The sequence below is a fragment of the Coprobacter fastidiosus genome, assembly GCF_030296935.1.
GTDB lineage: Bacteria > Bacteroidota > Bacteroidia > Bacteroidales > Coprobacteraceae > Coprobacter > Coprobacter fastidiosus.
The window spans coordinates 2,276,277-2,299,110 of record NZ_AP028032.1 but is presented as its reverse complement, the minus strand read 5'-3'; the positions used below and the strand labels follow the sequence as shown (position 1 = coordinate 2,299,110).

The following is a 22,834-nucleotide window of genomic DNA, read 5'->3' as shown; positions in this document are numbered from 1 at the left end:
TACTAGTTATTAACAAGCTGAAACTATATAATAAATAATGCAAAAAATAAAATTCATACTTACTAATACACTATTTTTGTAACTGATGAAGAAAGTAGTAGTCATAATATGTAGCATAGTATGTTTATGCGGATTAACCTCCCCTATACATAGTCAGTCCGTAGCTTATAATCAGATGTACAGGACAATTATAGAAAACGGAGATACTGTATGGATGGTACTTATGCGACCTGTTTATTGTTTCCCCCCGTTAAAATTCAAAAACAGCAAAGAAGAAAAATACTACTGGAGAACCGTACGTGATGTAAAAAAAACTCTGCCCTACGCAAAACTTGTATATAATGCACTCATAGAAACTTATGAATATATACAAACCCTACCTGAAAAAGAAAGAAAAGCTCATTTAAAACGTATGGAGAAGGAACTTTTCAAAGAATATAAACCCGTATTGAAAACATTCACCTATTCTCAAGCTAAATTGCTCATAAAACTCATAGACAGAGAATGTAATCAATCTTCCTTCAATCTTATAAAAGCTTTTTTAGGAGGTTTCCGGGCAAATGTATGGCAAACTTTCGGAAGTTTGTTCGGAGTGAGCCTTAAAAAAGAATGGGAACCGGAAGGGAGCGACAAAATGCTGGAAAGAATATGTATCTTAGTAGAATCGGGACAACTTTAATACATAAAATTTATCTCAACATTTTAAAGAAATCCCATATAACTAATCCTGCAGTTACTGATACATTTAAAGAATGCTTTGTCCCGAACTGAGGTATCTCTATACTTTGATCACACTTATCAACAACGCTTTGTTGCACTCCTTTCACCTCATTACCCAAAACGACAGCGTATTTACAATCTTTATTCAACTGTAAATCAGATAATATGATACTGTTTTCAACTTGTTCTATAGCATACACGATATACCCTTCTTCATGTAATTTATCAACAGCAGCGTTAGTATCCTCGAAATAATGCCACTCGACACTATCTTCTGCTCCTAAAGCCGTTTTATGTATTTCAGGATGAGGAGGAGGAGCAGTAATGCCGCATAAATAAACAGCTTTCACTAAAAAAGCATCGCTTGTGCGAAAAACCGACCCTACATTATTCAAACTCCTTACATTATCCAGAATCACGATAAGAGGTATCTTATTTTTCTTTTTAAATTCTTCTTGTGAAACCCTATCAAGTTCTAAAATGGTTTTCTTTTTCATTATCTCTAAATATTACGCATCTTAATATATTGCAAAGATATAATTTTCTCTTTGTGCAAACCCTATTAAAAGTATGCTGATAACTTGTGAAAAACATCGGATAAATAAAGAATAACTTTTTCTCATCAAACATAGGACAATTAAAATATTCTATTATATGAAACGAGAAATCTAAATTACAAATCAAAAACACAAAAGTTTTAAATGAATATATCAACTGTAAAATAAGGGTTTATCCATACAGTAAATAAAAGAAAGTTTTTAACTTTGCCACTTATTAACGTATAGTTAATTATGATGGTAAAACTCTTATAATAAGAAAAAACAGATGTTGATATACTCTTTATAAAAAGACATAAAACCTTAATAACTTAATATACAATAGTTCTTATAAAAAAGATATCAATACTATCAACAAGCTATTATCATCATCTATTTTAAGTTTTAAATAAATAAAAGAAGAAATATAATTATGAGTATTGTGAACATCGGTAAGGGATATGTCGATTTCCCTGTTCCGGGAGGTATAGACTTGAGAAAAGAGATCGATAGATTGCGGAAAGATAAGAATGCCGTGATACTTGCCCATTACTACCAATCGGGAGATTTACAAGATATAGCCGATTTTGTAGGGGACAGTCTGGCTTTAGCTCAATGGGCATCTCGGACAAAAGCCGACATTCTCGTATTATGCGGAGTTCACTTTATGGGTGAAACAGCTAAAATTCTTTGTCCTGATAAAAAAGTTTTAGTTCCCGATCTGAATGCCGGATGCTCTTTAGCCGATAGTTGCAATGCTACCGACTTTGCCGAATTCATCAAAGAAAATCCCGGACATACGGTCATTTCTTATGTTAATACATCGGCTGCGGTCAAAGCTCTTACCGATGTAGTGGTCACTTCTACGAATGCCCGTCAAATAGTAGAAAGTTTTCCTGTTGAAGAAAAGATTATATTCGGACCTGATAGAAACCTCGGGAATTATATAAATAGCGTCACAGGGCGTAATATGAAGCTGTGGAATGGTGCATGTCATGTACACGAACAATTTTCTGTTGAAAAAATAGTGGAGTTGAAAAAAGAGTATCCTGATGCCTTATTATTGGCGCATCCTGAATGTAAAAACGTCATATTGACGTTGGCTGATAAAATAGGGTCTACGGCTGCATTATTGAAATTTGCAACTCAGTCTGAAGCAAGACGATTTATCGTAGCTACGGAATCGGGTATTTTGCATGAAATGCAGAAACAGAATCCTGATAAAATTTTTGTTCCCGCCCCGCCTAATGACAGTACTTGTGCTTGCAATGAATGTAATTTTATGCGGTTAAACACGATGGAAAAATTATATAACTGCCTTAAATATGAGCAACCTGAAATTACAGTGGACGCTGAAATAAGAGAAAAGGCCGTATTGCCTATTCAGAGAATGCTCGATATTTCGGCGAAATTAGGACTCTGATTTATTTTTTCGAAGTATATTTATATTTCTTAGAAGTCCTTCGTATTTTACCCGTTTGACAGCCGATTTTTTAAATATGCGGTTATAATCTTCGTGTGTCAGATGTTCAAGTTTCTCTTGATCGAGAGATAAAAACTCGGAAGAAGGTTCAAACTCCGGTATTGTTGTGGGAATAGAAAACCTGTTCCAAGGACATACTTTCTGACAAGTATCGCAACCATATACTCTATTATTCATTTTAGAGCCTATTTCAAATGGAATATCAGACCTGTTCTCTATCGTTTGGTATGATATGCACCTGTTAGAGTCAAGTGTCGTAAAATCGCCCGGAATCAAAGCCTGTGTGGGACAGTGTTCGATGCACGAATTGCAATGTCCGCATCTGTTTTGCATGGGAGTATCCCATGGTAGTTCGAGAGAAGAAATTATTTCTCCTAAAAAGAAAAAAGATCCTTTTCCCGGTATGATCAGTTGTGTATTTTTTCCTATAAATCCTATACCGGCCTGCTGAGCCCAGTAACGTTCCATGACGGGAGCTGTATCGCAAAATATTCTTCCTTCTATGGGAATCAGTGTATTTATATAGGAAAATAATTCATTTAATTTTTCTTTTAGAACAATGTGATAATCTTGTCCATAAGAATATAGTGCGAATTGAGGATGATTTTCAGGAATGTGTATAGAGGGATAATAATTCAAGGCTACTACAAGCACAGAACGAGCGTTTTCTACCAATAATCGAGGATCGAATCTTTTGTCTTTATAATTTCTCATATATTGCATTCGGGCTTCTTTACCCTTCTGTAACCATTTGTCGAAATGTAAACGGCAATCTGCATCGACTTCTTTTACAGGAGTTATACCGCAAGCTGAGAAACCTAAGGCAAAAGCTCGTTCGAAGATTTTATTTTTAAGGGAAAATTCGTTCAAAATTATATCCTTTTTCTAATAACCATTCGATTGATTTAGGAAGAGCATAACGTAAATTTTTTTGAGATTTGAGAGAATCGTGGAAAACGATGATAGATCCGTTTCTTACAAATTTCTTCACGTTATTAAAAACATCTTCTCCGTTTAATTTTTTACTGTAATCGCGAGTTACCACATCCCACATGATAATATGATAATCGAGTTTTTGTAAAGTGAGGAGTTGAGAGAAACGCATGTGACCGTGAGGAGGTCTGAATAATTGGCTTTTTATGAGTTGATTAGCCGCTTCTACATTTCTCACATAGTTTTGAGTAGTATATTTTATACCTTGTATATGGTTCATTGTATGGTTTCCCGTAGAATGTCCCCGCAATTTTATCTCTTCATATAATTCTCTGTTTCGGGCAACGTTTTCTCCCACACAAAAAAAAGTAGCTTTTACTTGATAATGATCCAATAAGTTAAGTACCCAGGGAGTTACTTCGGGAATAGGACCGTCATCGAAAGTAAGATATATATTTTTTTCTTTTCCCGGAACCGGAATACGCCATATTGTTTCCGGATAAAGCATTCTATATAAATAAGGCGGCTGTTCTATCAACATGACCAAAACTTTTTAAAACAAATAGGATATTCTCTCTTATAACGAGAATATCCTATTCGTCGAATATTTATATTTTTACTGTTGTTGCAGCATGGCAGTAGGATCTATACCTATGCTTTTTAGTTTATTGACATATTTCATTGCCGATTCTTGATCGTTCTGAGAAATGAACATAGGTATGACATTTTTTATAAGAATAAACTGATTGATCTGTACATCTCTGTCTATCGATCTCAATTGATTAGGAGTAAGAGTTGTGTACCATTTGAGGTATTCGAAAGAATTATCGGCTATCTCTTCCAATAGTTTTTTCGCTTTTTCTTTTTGTCCCAATTGATAATAATTCATAGCCAATTGAGTAGAAATGTAGTCGTGAGGAATTGCCGTGCCTGGAATTTTTTCCATACAATAATCCAACGCTTTCAATGCTTTATCTGTTTTACCTTCTTCCATTAGCTGGCCGATAAGTTCTACAAACATCATACGCAGCGTAAAACACATTCTTCTTATGTTTTCGTCTAAATAAACGTTAGGATTCTCAATGCCTCCCCATACGAATTTGTTCATCATATTGTCATACATTTTTTCCGTATCGATAGAACTGTCTCCATCCGGATTTTTGACAGGTACGATACGATATGCCAACCCTACACGGCTGAAATACGGTTTAAGATTCATATACATTTCCGGTCCTACGGTTACTGCATAATATATAGGACGTTTCCAGCCTTCTTTCGCATTTGTATTGATCATATCCAGAATAGCTATTTCGTTTAATGTCATGGAATTTTTATTTGTGTATGACAAATCTATTCTTTTAACGATACTGTCTTTCAGTTCAGGAGTTACAGTTCCCGATTTCAATACAGATGCAGAATCTACAGGTATATAAAAAGCATTGGTAGGGAAATAGTTGAAAGTACCTTGTGCTTCGGGTATTTTCTTGGTCCATTCTTCATCGGACAAGAAAAAGTTCATTGCATCGCTTACCGACATAGGTTGTTGTGTAACGTTATATAAGTAAGCATATTCGCGTTTTCCGTTACCGTATTGATATTCTTTCATAGATATAGGAAGAGGAGTAGATTCATAAGCTTGACTCTTCATCTGATCTATATACCAATCGGTTTGCAAGTAACTTAAATTACATACACGTACATCGGTACGATAACCTTCCGTTTCTTGTACATACCATAAAGGGAAAGTATCGTTATCTCCGTTGGTAAAAATAATACCGTCTTTTTCTATACAGGAAAGGTAATTTTTACCGAAATCTCTACAAGTATAACGTCCCGAACGATCGTGATCGTCCCATGTCTGACTTACCATTTGTATAGGTACTATGAGACAGAGTACGGTGGCTATGGAAGATGCCACTTTCGGAGAAAGGTATCTTTCAAGACCTTTACTTATTGCCGCTACACCTAAACCTATCCAAATTGCAAATGCGTAGAAAGAACCGGCATAAGCATAATCTCTTTCACGCGGTTGATAAGGAGTTTGATTCAGGTAAATAACAATAGCTATACCGGTCATGAAAAATAAGAAGAACGTTACCCAAAATCCTTCTATACCTTTTTTTCCCGAATATGCTTGAAAGAATAATCCTATAAGACCCAATATGAGCGGCATCATGTAAAATACATTGCGTCCTTTATTGTTTGCCAGTTCAGAAGGAAGATTAGTCTGATCTCCGGCTAGGTGTTTATCTATAAAATTAAAACCGCTGATCCAATTACCTTTACTTACCTCTCCGTTTCCTTGCAAATCATTTTGGCGTCCTGCAAAATTCCACATGAAATAACGCCAGTACATAAAATTCAATTGATAATCGAGGAAGAATTTCAAATTTTCTCCGAAAGTAGGTTTATAGACTGTATGAGTTTCTCCCTGGTAATTTTTTACTTTAACAGGTTTTCCTTTGAAATTAGTCCACTCTTTATAAGCTTCTATATGTTGAGGACTACTGCTGTACATACGAGGGAAAAACATATCCAGTTCGGGAGTATATATATAATCTCGTTTATGGTCTATGATTATATATTTGTCTTTTTCGTTTTTATCGGTTTTTATATTTCTTCTCCATATAGCTGAACCTTCCTTAAACATGGGTGCTCCGTTATTGTCGCGTGCTACATCCGATACGAACGTATTTCCGAACAGAAGAGGACGGTCTCCATATTGTTCCCGATTCAGATAACTTGCCAATTTGAATACATCTTCAGGAGAATTTTGATCCATAGGCGTGTTTGCAGAAGAACGAATCACGATCAGGGCATAAGAAGAGTAACCTATGAAAATAACCATGATAGATACCAAAATAGTATTCAAAGCACGAACCGGCAGCTTTTCTTTGAAGAAAAGATAACAAGCTAAAATGATAGATAACAATATGCCTATCCATATTTTATCTCCTATAAAAGGAATACCTACCATAATGACGCTTATTAAGAAAGAGAGCCGCAAACGGAACTTATTTTTTTGACTGTATGTTTCATAAATAGCCCAAGAAATGCATCCTATTACGAGGAAGAAATAAATAATGACACCGGTATTGAAAGGTGCGCCGAATACGTTTACAAATAAAAGTTCCGCCCATCCGGCGACTTTTACAAATCCCGGAATCAATCCGTATAATAAAATTACGATTATAGCGAACGAAATGGCAATAGCTATAAGAGAGCCTTTTGCATTCGTATTTTTGAATTTTCTGTAGTAATATACCAGTACGATAGCCGGAATACATAATAAATTGAGAAGATGTACTGCAATGGATATACCGATAAGGTAAGCTATAAGTACTATATACCGGTAAGAATGAGGTTCGTCGGCTACAGTTTCCCATTTCAAGATGAGCCAGAATACAAGAGCCGTACAGAAAGAAGAATATGCATAAACTTCACCTTCTACTGCCGAAAACCAAAAAGTATCACTGAATGCGTAAGCTAAAGAACCTACGAGTCCGCTTCCCAAAATAGCGATCATTTGTCCCATACTCATCTCTTCTCCTTCTTTTACCACTATTTTTCGGGCAAGATGAGTTATAGTCCAAAATAATAATAATATAGTGCCTGCACTGAGTAGTCCCGACATCAGGTTTATCATGTAGGCTACCTGAGTAGGATCAGAGGCAAAATTTGCGAAAAATCTTCCCGTTAACATGAAAATAGGATTTCCGGGTGGATGTCCTACTTCGAGTTTATATGCAGAAGAAATGAATTCTCCGCAATCCCAGAAACTGGCTGTTGGTTCCAGCGTTAAAATGTAAGTTACGGCCGATATGACAAACACGACCCAACCTAAAACGTTGTTCAGTAATTTGTATTGCTTCATAGATTTTATTTGATGAAGAGGCTATAAGCTCTATATGCGTTGCAAATATAGGAAAAGATTGTCAACAAAATGTTTTAAAGATTGTAATAATCTCTCTATTAAAGCTCTTCAAGAGAATAAAATGCAATAATAAGATATGATTTTTTGTTAATTCTCCTTTTATTATTACTTTTATCACATATAAAATGAAGTTATTTATGCTCAAAAAAATATTGGTTACGGGTGCGGGAGGTTTTATAGGAGGTTTTATAGTAGAAGAAGCTTTGCGGCGAGGTTATGAAACTTGGGCCGGTGTTCGTGCCTCTACCAATAAAGAATATTTGAAGGATGAAAATATAAAATTTATAGACCTTAAATTTAATGATAAGGAACAATTGAAAAAACAGCTTTCAGAACAAAAAGAAAAGTTCGGTGCGTGGGATTATATTGTTCATAATTTGGGAGTGACAAAATGTAAAAATCCTGAAGACTTCGATCTTATCAACTACAGTTTTGTAAAAAATTTTACCGAAGCTTTAATAGAAACCGAAACCGTCCCCGAGCAATTTATCATGATGAGTAGTCTGGGTGCGTGGGGAATAGGTGATGAAACAGGTTTTACTCCTATACGGCAAAGCGATGTTCCGCATCCCAATACTCGTTATGGGAAGAGTAAACTTAAAGCAGAACAGCATCTTTATTCCTTATCGAATTTTCCTTACGTGATAATGCGTCCTACCGGAGTGTATGGTCCTCGTGAAAAAGATTATTATCTGATGATGAAAACTATTAAATTCGGATTTGACTTTTCTGTCGGATATAAAAAGCAATTGATAACTTTTATTTATGTTCGGGATTTGGTAAAAGCTATTTTTCTGGCTATAGATAAAGGTGTTAAACAACGAGGATATTTTATTTCTGACGGAGGAGCTTATACTTCTACCCAATTTCGCAAATATATAGCTTCAGCTATGGGAAAGCGGTTTGTCATTCCTATTCGTTTACCTCTTGTTTTTCTAAAGATTGTTTCTTATTGTGCCGAATTTTTTGCGTCTTTGACAGGTTCTGCCAGTACGCTTAATAGAGATAAGTATAATATTATGAAGCAACGTAACTGGATTTGCGATATAACTCCTTTACAAAAAGAACTTGGATTTGAACCTGATTATCCTTTGGAAAAAGGTGTTTATGAAACTGTAAACTGGTATAAAAAATCGGGTTGGTTATAATAGATAAATTATTTTTAGTTACACAAAACAATAACACACACATGAAATCGAAAAAAGTAATTTTATTTACACTGCTGTTTTTTTCGGCTTTTTCTTTTAGGGCCGAGAATCCTCCGTATAAAAATCCGGAATTATCTCCGGATGAAAGAGCTTTGGATTTATTGAATAGGATGACTTTGAAAGAGAAGTTCGCCCAAATGCACAATAACACCGGAGGTATAGAACGTCTGGGCGTTCGTCCGTATGATTGGTGGAATGAAGCTTTACATGGAATTGCACGTGCGGGAAAAGCAACGGTTTTTCCGCAAGCAATAGGTCTGGCAGCGACTTTTGATGATACGGCTGTTTATGAAATGTTCGATATGGTTTCGGATGAAGGAAGGGCGAAATATCATGATTTTCAGAGAAAAGGAATGTATAACGGTTATAAAGGACTTACGTTCTGGACTCCGAACATCAATATTTTCCGTGATCCTCGTTGGGGACGCGGCATGGAAACATATGGAGAAGATCCTTTTTTGACTACGAAAATGGGGCTTGCTGTCGTAAAAGGTCTTCAGGGAGACGGTACTCAAAAGTATGATAAGGCTCACGCTTGTGCGAAGCACTATGCTGTTCATAGCGGACCTGAATGGAATAGGCATAGTTATAATGCCGAAAATATTTCTATACGTGATTTAAGAGAAACTTATTTGCCGGCTTTTAAGGCGCTTGTTACAGAAGGAAAAGTGAAAGAAGTAATGTGCGCCTATAACCGTTTTGAAGGAGAACCTTGTTGTTCTAATAAGACTCTGTTGATAAATATATTGAAAGACGAGTGGGGATTCGATGATGTTATCGTTTCCGATTGCGGAGCTATTGCCGATTTTTATACAAAAGGCAGACATGAGACTCACGCTTCGGCGGCAGATGCATCGGCAGATGCGGTTATATCCGGGACAGATTTGGAGTGCGGCGGTTCTTATTGGGCTTTAGATGAAGCTTTTGAAAAAGGGTTGATTACCGAAACTAAGATCAATGAATCTGTTTTTCGGTTGCTTCGTGCCCGTTTCGAATTGGGAATGTTCGACGATGACTCTTTGGTATCTTGGTCTTCTATTCCTTATTCGGTAGTTTGTTGCGATAAGCATAAAGCAAAGGCCTTGGAAATGGCACGTAAAAGTATGGTATTGTTGAGTAATAAAAATAATACGTTACCCTTAAGTAAAAGTATAAAGAAAGTAGCGGTAATGGGACCGAATGCTAATGACTCGGTAATGCTTTGGGCTAATTATAACGGGACGCCCGACAGATCGGTTACTATATTGGAAGGAATTAAAGCGAAGTTGCCTGAAGGAAGCGTAATTTATGAAAAGGGATGCGATTATGTAGACACCGAAGTTTTTCTCAGTTATTTCGATCGGTGTCAATATAATGGTAAAAAAGGTTTTAAAGCGACTTTTTGGAATAATCGTGATTTGTCGGGAGATATTGCAGCGACAGGTCAAATAAGCGAACCTTTTAATTTCGATACGGGAGGAGAAACAGTCTTTATGCCCGGAGTGAATCTAAAAGATTTTTCGGCCCGTTTCGAGTCTGTATTTATTCCTGAACGAACCGAAGAGGTTGTATTTACTATATCGGCAGATGATGGTTGCCGTGTTTATGTCGACGGAAAAGAAATTATTTCGGATTGGAAAAACGGACCTGCATCCAGAAAAGATTATCGGATGAATGTCGAAAAAGGAAAGAAATATGATATTCTTATCGAATATTATCAGGGAGGAGGAAAAGGAGCACTTAAATTCGATGTAGGGTTGAGCCGTCAAATCGATTATAAAGCTGTCGCCGAAAAAGTGAAAGATGCAGATGCTATTATTTTTGTCGGAGGTATTTCTTCTTCTCTTGAGGGAGAGGAAATGGGAGTGAAATATCCCGGATTCAAAAACGGTGACCGCACGAATATAGATCTTCCTCAAGTACAGAAAAATATGATGAAAGCTTTGAAAGAAACAGGAAAACCCGTAATTTTTGTATTGTGTTCGGGAAGTACTATGGCTTTATCTTGGGAAGATAAAAATATGGATGCTATTCTTCAGGCTTGGTATCCGGGACAGGAGGGGGGTACTGCGGTTGCCGATGTGCTTTTCGGAGATTACAATCCTGCCGGGCGTTTGCCGTTGACTTTTTATGCATCTTCCGATGATCTTCCTGATTTTGAAAATTATAATATGTCCGAAGGTCAAGGGCGTACTTATCGTTATTTTAAAGGAAAACCCTTATATCCTTTCGGGCATGGATTGAGTTATACCGGTTTCAGTTATTCGAAAGCTAAATTGAGTAAAAAGTCTATGAGTGTAAATGATTCGGTATTTTTGAGTCTGAATTTGAAAAATACGGGTCTGCGAGACGGGGATGAAGTAGTTCAAGTATATATACGCAATTTGCAAGATCCCGAAGGTCCTTCTAAATCATTGAGAGGATATAAACGTGTTTCGGTAAAAGCGGGGCAAACCGTACCTGTAAAAATAGATTTGCCGGCTTCTTCTTTCGAATTTTTTAATCCGGTAATTGAGAAAATGGAAGTACGACCGGGAAAATATGAAATTCTTTATGGCGGAACATCCGATGATAAGCAGTTGAAAAAACTCGGTTTAGAAATCAAATGATAGATAGAAAAATATGATATGAAAAAGATCTGTTTAAATAGTCTCGCTTAAGCAGATCTTTTTTGTTTCTATCAATTTTATTTTGTGATTTTTATGTCGGGATTGCATTTGATTGTTTCACGGATAAACCCTTCTTTATCATAAGGAGAAATAGCTATTCTCCGATTATCTTTGCAGTATAGTATAATCTGGTCACTTGATAAAGCATACCTTTTTGTAGGATTCGTAGTAAATGACGAGTTTTTTTTCGGATGAGAAATAATTTCCGATATAGTATCTAACTTGATTTTTATTACAGGTAAATATCCCGATTTGATATATAACATATTGTTATTGAATATATATTCCGTATGTATAAAAGAAGGAACGAACAATACGTTTATGATGAGCATGATGACTAAAAAAATGATCGATTTAATCCACATACTGTAAAAAAGGAGAATGATCGTTATCAGCAGTAATATATGGGTGAGAATTCCTATTTTTGATTTGAATGTACGTTGCATAGAAATAGATTTTTTACGAAGATACAACATTGCTACTTTATTTTTACCTTTGTGTTTAGAAAAGTTCGGATACGCTCGGCAATCGTATCGAAAAAAAGAAAAATATGACACATAAATTTGATTTTTTGGTAATAGGCTCGGGTATAGCAGGGATGAGTTTTGCCTTGAAAGTAGCTGAAAAAGGTCGTGTAGCTGTAATTTGTAAAACAGGTCTTGAAGAAGCGAATACGTTTTACGCACAAGGAGGAATTGCTTCTGTAACCAATACGCTGGTCGATAATTTTGAGAAACACATTGAAGATACGATGATTGCGGGAGATTGGATCAGCGATCGGGCTGCGGTCGAGAAAGTGGTGCGAGAAGCTCCCGGTCAGATTAAGGAGTTGATCGATTGGGGAGTAAGTTTTGATAAAGACGAGAATGGAAAATTTGATCTTCATAAAGAAGGAGGACATTCCGAATTCCGCATTTTGCATCATCAGGACAATACCGGAGCTGAAATTCAGGATAGTTTGATCAGAGCTTTGAAAAATCATCCGAAAATTAAAGTTTTTGAGAATCATTTTGCGATCGAAATCATAACACAGCATCATTTGGGAGTAAACGTAACCCGTCACACCGGTAATATAGAATGTTACGGTGCTTATGTACTTGACCAGAATACGAACCATATTCATACATTTCTTTCAAAAACTACTTTGATTGCTACGGGAGGAGTAGGAAATGTTTACCGGACTACCACAAATCCGCCTGTCGCTACTGGAGACGGTATTGCCATGGTATATCGTGCAAAAGGCGATGTAAAAGATATGGAATTTATCCAATTTCATCCTACTGCATTATATAATCCGGGAGAGCGTCCCAGTTTCTTGATTACCGAGGCGATGCGCGGTTATGGAGCTGTATTGAAAACTAAAGATGGAAAAGAGTTTATGCAGAAGTACGATGATCGCCGATCATTAGCTCCTCGTGATATTGTAGCCCGTGCCATCGATAATGAAATGAAAACTCGCGGAGATGAATGTGTATATCTTGATGTGACCCATAAAGACCCGGAAGAGACCAAAAAGCATTTTCCTAATATTTATCAAAAATGCTTGAGTTTGGGGATCGATATAACAAAAGATTATATTCCTGTAGCTCCGGCTGCACATTATTTGTGCGGGGGTATTAAAGTTGATTTGGATGCACGTACGTCTATAAAAAACTTGTATGCCGTAGGTGAATGTTCTTGTACCGGTTTGCATGGTGCGAATCGATTGGCTTCCAATTCGTTGATAGAAGCGGTAGTTTATGCGGATGCTGCAGCAAAACATGCGGTGAAAGTATTGCCCGATATAAAGATACAAGAAAATATTCCCGATTGGAACGATGAGGGTACATCATTGCCAGAAGAGATGGTATTGATAACGCAAAGCGTACGGGAAGTAGAACAGCTTATGTCGGCTTATGTGGGAATAGTGCGTTCCAATCTGCGTCTGAAAAGAGCTTTGGACAGATTGGAAATACTTTATCGTGAGACGGAAGATCTTTTCCAGCGTTCGGTCGTGACTCGGGAGATATGCGAATTGCGCAATATTATTAATGTAGGATATTTGATCATCAAGCAAGCCATGGCACGTAAAGAAAGCAGAGGCCTGCATTATACGATAGATTATCCTAAGAAAAATAAAATTTGATCAGATATTTTTTACTGATAATTTAGTCTGTTATCATAAACTTTTAGAAAGTTACCGTAATATTTTTTTCGGTAACTTTTTTATTTTACATATATACACAATTTTCAATTTTGAATAATTTTATATTGATATTATTTTTAGAAGTTTCTAATTTTAAAAATTAAAAAGTTGATAATTAGTTATATATAAATTTTATTTATATAAAAAGTTTTCAAAAATAGAAATTGTATTGTTATATAAGAAATAAATTTTTTACCTTTACATCGGTATTCAGAGATAATAAAAACGATATAAAAAATAAATTTTAGTCTCAAAAAAATGATACAGACAGTAGTAAAACGCGATGGACGTATCGTGGGTTTCAATGAAGAAAAAATTATTGCAGCTATTCGTAAGGCGATGTTGCATACCGATAAGGGTGAGGATATGAGTTTGATTCGTCAGATCACCGATCGTATCGTATGTCGGGGAAGTGAGCAAATGAGCGTAGAGGCAATACAGGATTGTGTCGAAGTGGAACTGATGAAAAGTAGCCGTAAAGATGTAGCCCAGCGTTATATTGCTTATCGTAATCAAAGGAGTATTGCCCGTAAAGCGAAAACCCGCGATATTTTTCTTGAAATTATAGAGACTAAATCAAACGATATAACTCGCGAAAATGCTAATATGAATGCCGATACTCCGGCAGGTATGATGATGAAATTCGCAAGTGAGACTACAAAACCTTTTGTAGATGACTATTTATTGAGTGAAAGAGTCAAAACGGCAGTAAGAGATTCATATATCCATATACATGACAAAGATTATTATCCTACTAAAAGCCTCACGTGCGTACAACATCCGTTAGATAAGATTTTGAAAAACGGATTTTTTGCAGGACATGGAGAATCCAGGCCGGCAAAACGAATAGAGACGGCAAGTATTTTGGGGTGTATTTCTTTGGAAACGGCTCAAAACGAGATGCATGGCGGACAGGCGATTCCGGCTTTTGATTTCTATTTAGCTCCGTTCGTAAGAAACAGTTTTATCGAAGAAATAAAAGTAATTTCCGATATGAACGGTACTGATTATTCTCATCTTTATCAAGTGGATTTGGATGACTATATTACCCGTCCTCTTGATGGTCTTACAGGGGATGCCCGTGTCGTGCAGCATGCAGTCAACCGCACGGTAAGTCGGGTGCATCAATCTATGGAAGCTTTTATTCATAACATGAATACGATTCATTCTCGGGGAGGCAATCAGGTGGTGTTCAGCTCTATTAATTACGGAACCGATACTTCGGCCGAAGGGCGTTGCATCATTCGTGAATTGCTGGGATCTACGTATGAAGGTGTAGGTAACGGGGCTACAGCTATTTTTCCCATACAGATATGGAAGAAAAAACGTGGAGTAAGTTACTTGCCGGAAGACCGGAATTATGACCTTTATAAATTGGCATGTAAGGTAAGTGCCCGTCGTTTTTTTCCTAATTTCTTGAATCTGGATGCAACTTTCAATAATCATGAAGAATGGCGTATCGATGATCCGGAGCGTTATAAATATGAAGTGGCGACAATGGGATGTCGTACCCGCGTTTTTGAAAATCGTTTCGGAGAAAAAACGTCGATAGGGCGTGGAAATATTTCTTTTACGACAATCAATATCGTTCGGTTGGCGATAGAATGTATGAATATTCGAGACAAAAGCGAACGGATTGCTCGTTTTTTTGCTAAGCTGGATGAAGTGCTCGAGATTACCGCACTGCAACTTCACGAGCGGTTCGAGTTTCAGAAGACGGCCTATGCCAAACAGTTTCCTTTGTTGATGTCCGCTTTGTGGAATGGATGTGAGAAGTTGAAGCCGAATGATACGATAGCATCGGTTATTAATCAAGGAACTTTGGGTATAGGTTTTATCGGATTGGCGGAATGTCTGGTTGCTCTTGTCGGTAAACATCACGGAGAAGATGCTTCTGCTCAAGAATTGGGATTGCGTATTATTACCTATATGCGTGATCAGGTAAACCGTTTTTGTGATCAATATCAGCATAATTACAGCGTATTGGCTACACCGGCTGAAGGATTGTCCGGAAAATTTACGGCAAAAGACCGTCAGACATTCGGTGTTATTTCGGGAGTTACAGACCGAGATTATTATACCAACTCGAATCATGTTCCGGTGTATTATAAATGCAGTGCAAGACATAAGGCCGAAATAGAAGCTCCTTACCATGACTTGACTCGTGGCGGACATATATTTTATGTCGAAATAGACGGGGATGCTACACATAATCCTGAGGCAATTATGGCTGTTGTCGATATGATGGATAAATATAATATCGGTTACGGATCGGTAAACCATAATCGTAACCGCTGTATGCAATGCGGCTATGAAGATGCTTCTGCCGGACTCGATACCTGTCCTCATTGCGGTAGCAAAGAGATAGACCGGCTTCAGCGGATTACGGGTTATCTGGTGGGAACGACAGACCGTTGGAATCATGCAAAGTTGTCTGAACTTAATGATCGTGTCGTTCATGATTGATTATATATATATATTGGATATTGTCGAAGATACGACTGTCGACGGACCGGGGTTGCGTACCTCGGTCTATTCGGCCGGTTGTCCGCATCGTTGTCCGGGTTGTCATAATCCTCAGTCATGGGATATTTGTAACGGAAAAAAAATGTCGTTGAATGAAATTCTTTCCGTAATAAAAAGCAATGATTTCGACAATGTGACTTTTAGCGGCGGTGACCCGTTCTTTCAGCCGGAAGCTTTTACCGAATTAGCACGTCGTATAAAAGAAGAAACCTCTAAAAATATATGGTGCTATACCGGATATTTATATGAGGAGATCGTTGCTTCTGCCCGTTTATCCCTCCTATTGCCATATATAGATGTATTGGTTGACGGTAGATTCGTAGAAACGCAGAAAGATACCTCTTTATTTTTTCGGGGAAGTCGCAACCAGCGACTTATCGATGTGCCTGTTTCATTGCGGCAAGATCGTGCAGTAGAGTTCGTGTATGATCCCGTTTCTGTTTAAGCTTGTTTAGGAGATTGTCTAAAATACGATCTCCAATTCACTATTGGCTTTTACTTTCAATTTCAGTTCTTCTTCTGAAAAATCGAAATAATCGAGGACTTTATCGGGATGGGCGAGAGCGGGTATCCATGATTCAGGTAAAATCGTCAACTCCCTTTCGAAAAAGTCGATGAGTTTCTTATTCTCCGTATTGCGGCCTTTCAGTTTTATTTGAGCTACCGAACCGTCACAAGTTATTACGAAACGCAATGTATCTCCGGAAAGATCGATATTATTCAGTTGTTGGTATTTCTCTTTATTCCGGTTCAATTCATTGCGTATAAATAAAAGACTTGCTTGCTGCGATTTGAATTTTTTAATATCATATATAGCCGAATCGGTGTATTCATTGCATATTCTGGGAGACCATAATTGCGGGTCGTTGTGATGTTTAGGGGATAGAGATAATACGTCGGATACATCCATTTTTACTTTTGAAGTATCTTTTTTGCATACGAGCCAGGAAATAAACGGTTCGAGTGTTTTATCTTGTGACTGTTTCACCCCGAAAAATCCGGAATAAGCTTCCATTTTTTTAGTTGTTCGGTTAAAATAATTTATCCATTTGATGTCTATTTGCGATAAACCGGAGGGAAAACTTTCAGTTCCTAATGTAGATAATTTGTAATCGTTTCCATGTAAATAGGGGTTCAGGCGATATACCAACTCGTATTTACCCTTTCCTTCGGAAGTATATCCTAAAAAATCCTCTCCCGTTGTCGGTAAATATGGAAAAAACTTGATAATCCAACCCGATATATAGAATGCTCCGTATTCTGCGGCATCTTTATATATGGAATCCCAGAATGAAACATTGATTTTATCATCGAAAACATTGATAAACTCTTTTATTATAGGTCTAAGTTCCTTTCCCCACCATGTTAATCCGAGTTTATCCAAATCCGACAGATGATCGAATATCCATATCCAGTCTTCTTTGTTTCCCGTAATCGTTATTTGCGGAATACCGCATCCGGTTTCTCCTACATAAGAGAATTTCTTTTTGTAACTTTCCAGAAGGGTTATTTGGTAAACGGTTGTCTGAACTGGGGTTGTGGTCGAAAAGTTCGGAACAAAGAAATCATAAAGGTCGTTATGGGTATGATTTTTTGTTTCATTGCAAAAATCCTTTATCAATGTTCCCCAATATCTTGCATTGTTTTCGAGGCTGTCGTTTCGAATGATAAGTTCTTCTTTCTTTTCATCTGTAAAGATGATATTTTTAAGAGAATCATAATGTTGGTTTATGTGTATCGATGTCGCCTGACAGATTAATGTCCAGATATGATCCGGACTCAGTTTCAGCGGCCTGTGTTCGTCATAGCAATATTGTAAAGTTTCTATAAATCCATTGTCTCGGGTATATATGAGGCGTTCATTTTTATGTTCATCCGGTAAAAAAGATATTTTTTTCTCTATTTTCAACTCCATCATATCTTTTACCGGATATGTCTTTAGTAAAGAGTCTGCCGGTTTTACGGAAGAAACATTAAAAGTTACTCCATTAACGGAGGTATCGATTACATTTTGTATTTTGATAATTTGGGCAGAGTCGAAGGGTTCGGCGCTTTTGGACTGAGAACCGGACTTACCATTACATGCAAAGAGTATAACCGTTAGAAAATATAATATCGAATAGTTTTTCATGTATAGAGATTGTATTATGGATTCTTAATTTTACAAAAATAAGAAAAATAAATTATTATGCAATAAGAGTGATGATAATATGTTTATAGTCAAAAAAATACGGCTGTCCGAAATTTCAGACAACCGTAGAGCTCCGTAAATACACCATTAATAATTATCTCGTTTAGGTTCGAAAAAATCTTTCGGATGCAGACATGCCGGACATTTTTCGGGAGGAGTTTTTCCTTCGTGAACGAAGCCGCAGTTCCGGCATTGCCATTTAATGGGCTCTTCGCGTTTGAATACCATTTTATCTTCTACCCGAGCAAGCAATTTGCGATAACGCCATTCATGGAACTCTTCCACTTTGGCGATCATCTTAAACGCTGTGGCAATATCTTTAAACCCTTCATCGGCAGCTATTCCCGAGAAATCGGCATATAGAGAAGACCATTCGAGCTTTTCCCCTTCTGCTGCTTCCAGTAAGTTTTGAGCTGTATTGCCGACAGGTCCGGTAGGATAGTCGGCAGTAATCATTACCATACCACCTTCAAGATAATCGAAAAAACGTTTTGCATGAGCCTTTTCTTGATCTGCAGTTTCAAGAAAAATTCCGGAAATCTGTTCATAACCTTCTTTCTTAGCTACCTCTGCAAAAATAGAATAGCGATTTCTTGCCTGAGATTCACCGGCGAAAGCTTTCAATAAATTTTGTTCTGTGATCGTACCTTTAATTGTTTTCATACAAAAATAATTTATGCTGTTTGAGAATGAGCTGTCTTTGAAGAAATTCCGGTTTGGGGTGTTTCTTAGAAATAACATATTAAAACAAGAAAAGGTTTACGAAAATTTGAAAGACTTCTTAAATAGTCTCTGAAATGAGATTTATTCTATTTTATTTACAATTTATCGGGCTTGATAATAATCTGTGTCCTATCCGGCAATACAGACATTTTTTAGGCACGCAATAGGCTGTATGTAGCTGTATCAGAGCTTGACTGTCGAGTGCATTATCGGTTTTGATTCCCGCTTGAGAAAAATATCGGATTATTCTGTTTTGTTCGGCTTTTATATTTTCCAACAGATTCATAGCCCGTTCGTTATAAACCTCATTCCCTGTTTTTACTCCATAAGCATATAATAGCGGGGCTACCGTATTGATCAGCAAAATATCTACGGCACTTTTCCCTAAAGCTTTAGGCCGTTGTGGTGACAGTTGTCCGAAAGAGTAATGAGTATCCCAATACCCGTTTAGGTAGAGATCGAACAGTCGTCGGAAAGATTTCTCATCTTTAGTTTCACGAATTTGGGTAAATAGAGAAAATCCTTGATGAATAAGTTGTGCCAATAAAGCGATTCGCTGATGAGGAAAATTTGCCGGACGCAATCGGGCGAATTTCCAACATTCCGGATTTAGAGGAGAAAGTCCGAATTTATTTTTGAGAAATGCATATTCGTTTACCATTCTTTGGTAATAAGCATCATTCGGGAAATGTTCCGGATCGAGTAATCCGGCTTGCCCGAAAAGAAAAGCTTCGATTTGGAACAGAGAGTCGGCATGTTTTTGCATGAACAGTAAGGGCAAGCTGCGGGCAAGCCTTTCGAAAGCATCGCTATTGGTTCCGAAACCCAAACTTCGAGATAAAGTAATGTAGCATACTTCTTCCCAATTTCCTCTATAAGATTCTAACCAGTTGCATATCCGTCGGGCTTTTTCTTGAAGGCGTTCCATCGCTAAAGACGTTATCCAGTCGGTTAAAAAAAGAGGCGGTAGTTCATGCAAACGGTCTCCGCAGGGAAGAAAGGAGTTTTGATGGATTAATAATTCATAATTGTCTTTAATTATGTCCGGATACCGTATTATGAGTTGGGGGATAATTTCTCCGGTAGAACGAACAATTTCTGCATCGTTGTTTTCTATAACATGTAATATTACCGAATCGTAAGATTTATCGTGGTTATGGTTATGAAGTTTCCAGTCGGAGGCGTTTTTATGTATTTCGACATTTCCTGCCCATAACTTTTCTCCTATACGGATTTTGGCATTGAAAAAGTCCGGACCGGAGTCTGAGTTTCGGTGTCCCGGATCGATAATTTCTATCTTTTCGCCTTTTGTCGTAAGTAAGTTCCGGTTATCGAAAAGGCGATGTTCCCAAACGTAATATAATAACTTTTCCATTGAATCATAATTTTGATGCTCAAAAGATTATCTGAATGTTATGAATTGTCGGAAAAAATCTTTGAGTTCGAAATTTCAGATTGAATTTATTATATTTGCAAATTAAAGAATATCCGGTAAAAACCGGATGATTTGTGAGATGTTTTAAAACAGAAATAGAACAGATGAAAATAGCGTTAATAGGTTACGGAAAGATGGGGCATGCGATTGAACAAATAGCCCTTCAGCGAGGACATGAGATCGTTTCTGTCATTGATGTGAATAATCAAGAAGATTTTACGTCTGATGCGTTCAAAAGTGCCGACGTAGCCATAGAGTTTTCTATGCCGGCCGTGGCGATGGATAATTATCGCAGGGCTTTTGCTGCCGGAGTTCCGGTCGTTTCGGGTACGACTGGTTGGCTTGAACATCTGCCTGAAATAAAAGAAGCTTGTAAAGCCGGACAAACATTTTTTTATGCTTCGAATTTTAGTTTAGGAGTAAATATCTTTTTCGCACTCAATAAATATCTGGCAAAAATTATGAATGATTTTCCGGCTTATGATGTGAGAATGGTAGAAACACATCACGTTCATAAGTTGGATGCTCCCAGCGGTACGGCGATTACGTTGGCGGAAGGTCTGATCGATAATATAGAACGAAAAAATAAATGGGTTGAAGGGAAAGAACCTGCAGAAGATGAGATCGGAATCTGTTCGGTAAGAGAAGGTGAAGTTCCGGGAATACATACGGTTATTTACGAATCGGATGTAGATACGATCAGCATAACTCATGACGCCAAAAGTCGTATGGGATTTGCTTTAGGTGCAGTGATTGCCGCAGAGTTTACTTGTGGGAAAAAGGGCTTTTTGACAATGCAGGACATGCTTAAATTTTAAGAACAACATTAATATACGATTATAATGGAAGAAGAAAAAACAACTATATCCCCGGAAAAGGAAAAATCGATAAAAGGGCGTTTTTCCGGTGTACGCAAAAGCCGGTGGATACGTTTTTCGATAGCATGTATCATCTATATAGCTTTTGCGATATGGCTCGATAATTATTATATTTTGCCGGGGCTGTTGGTTTTGCTCGATATATATATTACCCGATTTATACCTTGGACATTTTGGAAGAAGTCGAAAAATAAGGCTACTCGTAAAACGATGGAGTGGGTCGATGCCATTTTGTATGCTTTGGTTGCTGTTTATCTGATCAATACTTTCTTTTTTCAAAATTATAAGATCCCGTCTTCTTCTCTCGAAAAGACCCTATTGGTCGGTGATTATTTGTTTGTCAGTAAGTTGAGTTTCGGACCTCGTGTCCCGAACACTCCTTTATCTTTTCCGCTGGCGCAGCATACAATGCCGGTTATCAACACAAAGTCCTATATAGAGTGGCCGCAATGGCCTTATCATCGTCTGAAAGGTTTGGGACAGGTAGAACGCAACGACATCGTCGTGTTTAATTTTCCGGCAGGCGATACGGTGGCATTAAAGGTTCAGAATCCCGATTATTATACACTTTGTTATAATGAAGGTTGGGAAACAGTAAACAATAATAAGGCGGTTTTCGGTGATATCGTTTATCGTCCGGTAGATCGTCGAGAAAATTATGTGAAACGCTGTATAGGAATGCCCGGAGATAATTTTGAAATTCGTAATAATCAAGTGTATATCGATGGAAAGCCGTTGAAAAATCCTAAAGAAATGCAGCTTAATTATTATGTAATGACCAGTAGTCCGGATATTCGGTTGGGAGAATCTAACTTCAGAGAATTGAATGTCAGTGAAGACGATCGTTTCCTCGTTAGTGGAGATCGTGGTTATGATAATGTTCTTGAATATTTGGGTTTTCCGAGAAATGCCGATATGGGATTCAATCCGGTTTATCGTCTTCCTCTTACTCAAGAAGCTTTAAATAAGCTGAAAAGCTATAAATTTATAACAAAAATAGTTCCCGAACCGGGAGATTTCGGTGGAGATACATATCCTTTAGGATATTATAAGAAATGGACCCGTGCCGATTACGGGCCGGTTTGGATTCCCGAACGGGGTGCTGTATTGAAACTTACGCAAGACAATTTGCCTATTTATGAACGGGTGATTCGTAATTATGAGGGAAACGATTTGCAGGTAAAAGAAGATGGCAAGATCTATATAAATGGGAAAGAGACCGATACGTATCAATTTAAGATGAATTATTACATGATGCTCGGCGATAACCGGGATAATTCGGCGGACAGTCGTAGCTGGGGATTTGTCCCAGAAGATCATATAGTCGGCAAACCATTGTTTGTGTGGCTGTCTATTGATAAAGATAGAGGCTGGTTTGACGGACGCATTCGTTTTGATCGTTTCTTCAAATGCGTGACAAAGGATTGATGATTC

General features: G+C 37.4%; 17 protein-coding genes. 9 read left to right on the top strand and 8 right to left on the bottom strand.

Annotated elements, in window-relative coordinates; translation table 11 throughout:
* Positions 1–85 precede the first annotated feature (85 nt).
* Complete coding sequence (locus tag QUE35_RS09110; RefSeq protein WP_022391212.1) at positions 86–679, top strand: DUF4294 domain-containing protein; 594 nt, start codon at positions 86–88, stop codon at positions 677–679.
* 10 nt (positions 680–689) lie between these two features.
* Here the strand turns inward: QUE35_RS09110 and QUE35_RS09105 are convergent, their stop codons facing one another.
* A complete protein-coding gene (locus QUE35_RS09105) occupies positions 690–1,217 on the bottom strand; it encodes an RNA methyltransferase (protein WP_022600060.1) in 528 nt (175 codons plus the stop codon).
* A 472-nt stretch (positions 1,218–1,689) separates the two neighbouring features.
* Here QUE35_RS09105 and nadA point away from each other — a divergent pair, with 472 nt between their 5' ends.
* A complete protein-coding gene (gene nadA / locus QUE35_RS09100) occupies positions 1,690–2,679 on the top strand; it encodes a quinolinate synthase NadA (RefSeq protein ID WP_022600059.1) in 990 nt (329 codons plus the stop codon).
* Here the strand turns inward: nadA and queG are convergent.
* The 3 genes from queG to QUE35_RS09085 form a co-directional block, all read right to left on the bottom strand.
* Positions 2,668–3,609 (bottom strand): tRNA epoxyqueuosine(34) reductase QueG, encoded by a 942-nt coding sequence (gene queG, locus QUE35_RS09095; RefSeq protein ID WP_022600058.1) that lies wholly within the window; start codon positions 3,607–3,609, stop codon positions 2,668–2,670. The two genes, nadA and queG, sit on opposite strands and share 12 nt — an antisense overlap.
* Entirely contained in the window at positions 3,590–4,213 is a 624-nt protein-coding gene (locus tag QUE35_RS09090) for a polysaccharide deacetylase family protein (protein ID WP_022391216.1), read from the bottom strand. Before QUE35_RS09090 ends, queG begins: the two co-directional genes overlap by 20 nt.
* A gap of 75 nt (positions 4,214–4,288) precedes the next feature.
* Positions 4,289–7,546, bottom strand: coding sequence for a DUF2723 domain-containing protein (locus QUE35_RS09085; RefSeq protein WP_022600057.1), 3,258 nt, complete (start codon positions 7,544–7,546; stop codon positions 4,289–4,291).
* A gap of 197 nt (positions 7,547–7,743) precedes the next feature.
* On the opposite strand from QUE35_RS09085, the gene QUE35_RS09080 reads away from it, so the two are divergent.
* Positions 7,744–8,754, top strand: coding sequence for an NAD-dependent epimerase/dehydratase family protein (locus QUE35_RS09080; RefSeq protein WP_044261425.1), 1,011 nt, complete (start codon positions 7,744–7,746; stop codon positions 8,752–8,754).
* Positions 8,755–8,795: 41 nt separating this feature from the next.
* Positions 8,796–11,402, top strand: coding sequence for a xylan 1,4-beta-xylosidase (gene xyl3A, locus QUE35_RS09075; RefSeq protein ID WP_022600055.1), 2,607 nt, complete (start codon positions 8,796–8,798; stop codon positions 11,400–11,402).
* Between the two features lie 77 nt (positions 11,403–11,479).
* On the opposite strand, the gene QUE35_RS09070 is transcribed toward xyl3A, so the two are convergent.
* Positions 11,480–11,908, bottom strand: a complete 429-nt coding sequence (locus tag QUE35_RS09070; protein WP_169721113.1) for a PH domain-containing protein — start codon at positions 11,906–11,908, stop codon at positions 11,480–11,482.
* A gap of 104 nt (positions 11,909–12,012) precedes the next feature.
* On the opposite strand from QUE35_RS09070, the gene nadB reads away from it, so the two are divergent.
* From nadB to nrdG, 3 genes are all read left to right on the top strand, one after another.
* A complete protein-coding gene (gene nadB, locus QUE35_RS09065) occupies positions 12,013–13,587 on the top strand; it encodes an L-aspartate oxidase (RefSeq protein WP_022391222.1) in 1,575 nt (524 codons plus the stop codon).
* Positions 13,588–13,905: 318 nt separating this feature from the next.
* Positions 13,906–16,113 (top strand): anaerobic ribonucleoside triphosphate reductase, encoded by a 2,208-nt coding sequence (locus tag QUE35_RS09060; RefSeq protein WP_022600053.1) that lies wholly within the window; start codon positions 13,906–13,908, stop codon positions 16,111–16,113.
* A complete protein-coding gene (gene nrdG / locus QUE35_RS09055) occupies positions 16,106–16,618 on the top strand; it encodes an anaerobic ribonucleoside-triphosphate reductase activating protein (protein ID WP_022600052.1) in 513 nt (170 codons plus the stop codon). Before QUE35_RS09060 ends, nrdG begins: the two co-directional genes overlap by 8 nt.
* 18 nt (positions 16,619–16,636) lie before the next feature.
* On the opposite strand, the gene QUE35_RS09050 is transcribed toward nrdG, so the two are convergent.
* The 3 genes from QUE35_RS09050 to QUE35_RS09040 form a co-directional block, all read right to left on the bottom strand.
* Positions 16,637–18,304, bottom strand: coding sequence for a DUF4419 domain-containing protein (locus tag QUE35_RS09050; RefSeq protein WP_022600051.1), 1,668 nt, complete (start codon positions 18,302–18,304; stop codon positions 16,637–16,639).
* A 147-nt stretch (positions 18,305–18,451) separates the two neighbouring features.
* Positions 18,452–19,027, bottom strand: coding sequence for a rubrerythrin (gene rbr, locus QUE35_RS09045; protein WP_009318349.1), 576 nt, complete (start codon positions 19,025–19,027; stop codon positions 18,452–18,454).
* A gap of 151 nt (positions 19,028–19,178) precedes the next feature.
* Positions 19,179–20,462, bottom strand: coding sequence for a DUF2851 family protein (locus tag QUE35_RS09040; RefSeq protein ID WP_022600050.1), 1,284 nt, complete (start codon positions 20,460–20,462; stop codon positions 19,179–19,181).
* A gap of 164 nt (positions 20,463–20,626) precedes the next feature.
* Between QUE35_RS09040 and dapB the strand changes: the two genes are divergently transcribed.
* Both dapB and lepB read left to right on the top strand, forming a co-directional pair.
* Positions 20,627–21,340, top strand: coding sequence for a 4-hydroxy-tetrahydrodipicolinate reductase (gene dapB / locus QUE35_RS09035; RefSeq protein WP_022600047.1), 714 nt, complete (start codon positions 20,627–20,629; stop codon positions 21,338–21,340).
* Between the two features lie 24 nt (positions 21,341–21,364).
* Positions 21,365–22,828 (top strand): signal peptidase I, encoded by a 1,464-nt coding sequence (gene lepB, locus QUE35_RS09030; protein ID WP_022600045.1) that lies wholly within the window; start codon positions 21,365–21,367, stop codon positions 22,826–22,828.
* Positions 22,829–22,834 lie beyond the last annotated feature (6 nt).

What these genes read in the sequence shown, in the direction of transcription:
- QUE35_RS09080 (WP_044261425.1), top strand. Translation starts at nt 7,744, where the DNA reads ATGCTCAAAAAAATATTGGTTACGGGTGCGGGAGGTTTTATAGGAGGT.
- QUE35_RS09040 (WP_022600050.1), bottom strand. Translation starts at nt 20,462, where the DNA reads ATGGAAAAGTTATTATATTACGTTTGGGAACATCGCCTTTTCGATAAC.
- nrdG (WP_022600052.1), top strand. Translation starts at nt 16,106, where the DNA reads ATGATTGATTATATATATATATTGGATATTGTCGAAGATACGACTGTC.
- QUE35_RS09105 (WP_022600060.1), bottom strand. Translation starts at nt 1,217, where the DNA reads ATGAAAAAGAAAACCATTTTAGAACTTGATAGGGTTTCACAAGAAGAA.
- QUE35_RS09070 (WP_169721113.1), bottom strand. Translation starts at nt 11,908, where the DNA reads ATGCAACGTACATTCAAATCAAAAATAGGAATTCTCACCCATATATTA.
- QUE35_RS09110 (WP_022391212.1), top strand. Translation starts at nt 86, where the DNA reads ATGAAGAAAGTAGTAGTCATAATATGTAGCATAGTATGTTTATGCGGA.
- QUE35_RS09060 (WP_022600053.1), top strand. Translation starts at nt 13,906, where the DNA reads ATGATACAGACAGTAGTAAAACGCGATGGACGTATCGTGGGTTTCAAT.
- rbr (WP_009318349.1), bottom strand. Translation starts at nt 19,027, where the DNA reads ATGAAAACAATTAAAGGTACGATCACAGAACAAAATTTATTGAAAGCT.
- nadB (WP_022391222.1), top strand. Translation starts at nt 12,013, where the DNA reads ATGACACATAAATTTGATTTTTTGGTAATAGGCTCGGGTATAGCAGGG.
- QUE35_RS09050 (WP_022600051.1), bottom strand. Translation starts at nt 18,304, where the DNA reads ATGAAAAACTATTCGATATTATATTTTCTAACGGTTATACTCTTTGCA.
- nadA (WP_022600059.1), top strand. Translation starts at nt 1,690, where the DNA reads ATGAGTATTGTGAACATCGGTAAGGGATATGTCGATTTCCCTGTTCCG.
- lepB (WP_022600045.1), top strand. Translation starts at nt 21,365, where the DNA reads ATGGAAGAAGAAAAAACAACTATATCCCCGGAAAAGGAAAAATCGATA.
- dapB (WP_022600047.1), top strand. Translation starts at nt 20,627, where the DNA reads ATGAAAATAGCGTTAATAGGTTACGGAAAGATGGGGCATGCGATTGAA.
- xyl3A (WP_022600055.1), top strand. Translation starts at nt 8,796, where the DNA reads ATGAAATCGAAAAAAGTAATTTTATTTACACTGCTGTTTTTTTCGGCT.
- QUE35_RS09085 (WP_022600057.1), bottom strand. Translation starts at nt 7,546, where the DNA reads ATGAAGCAATACAAATTACTGAACAACGTTTTAGGTTGGGTCGTGTTT.
- QUE35_RS09090 (WP_022391216.1), bottom strand. Translation starts at nt 4,213, where the DNA reads ATGTTGATAGAACAGCCGCCTTATTTATATAGAATGCTTTATCCGGAA.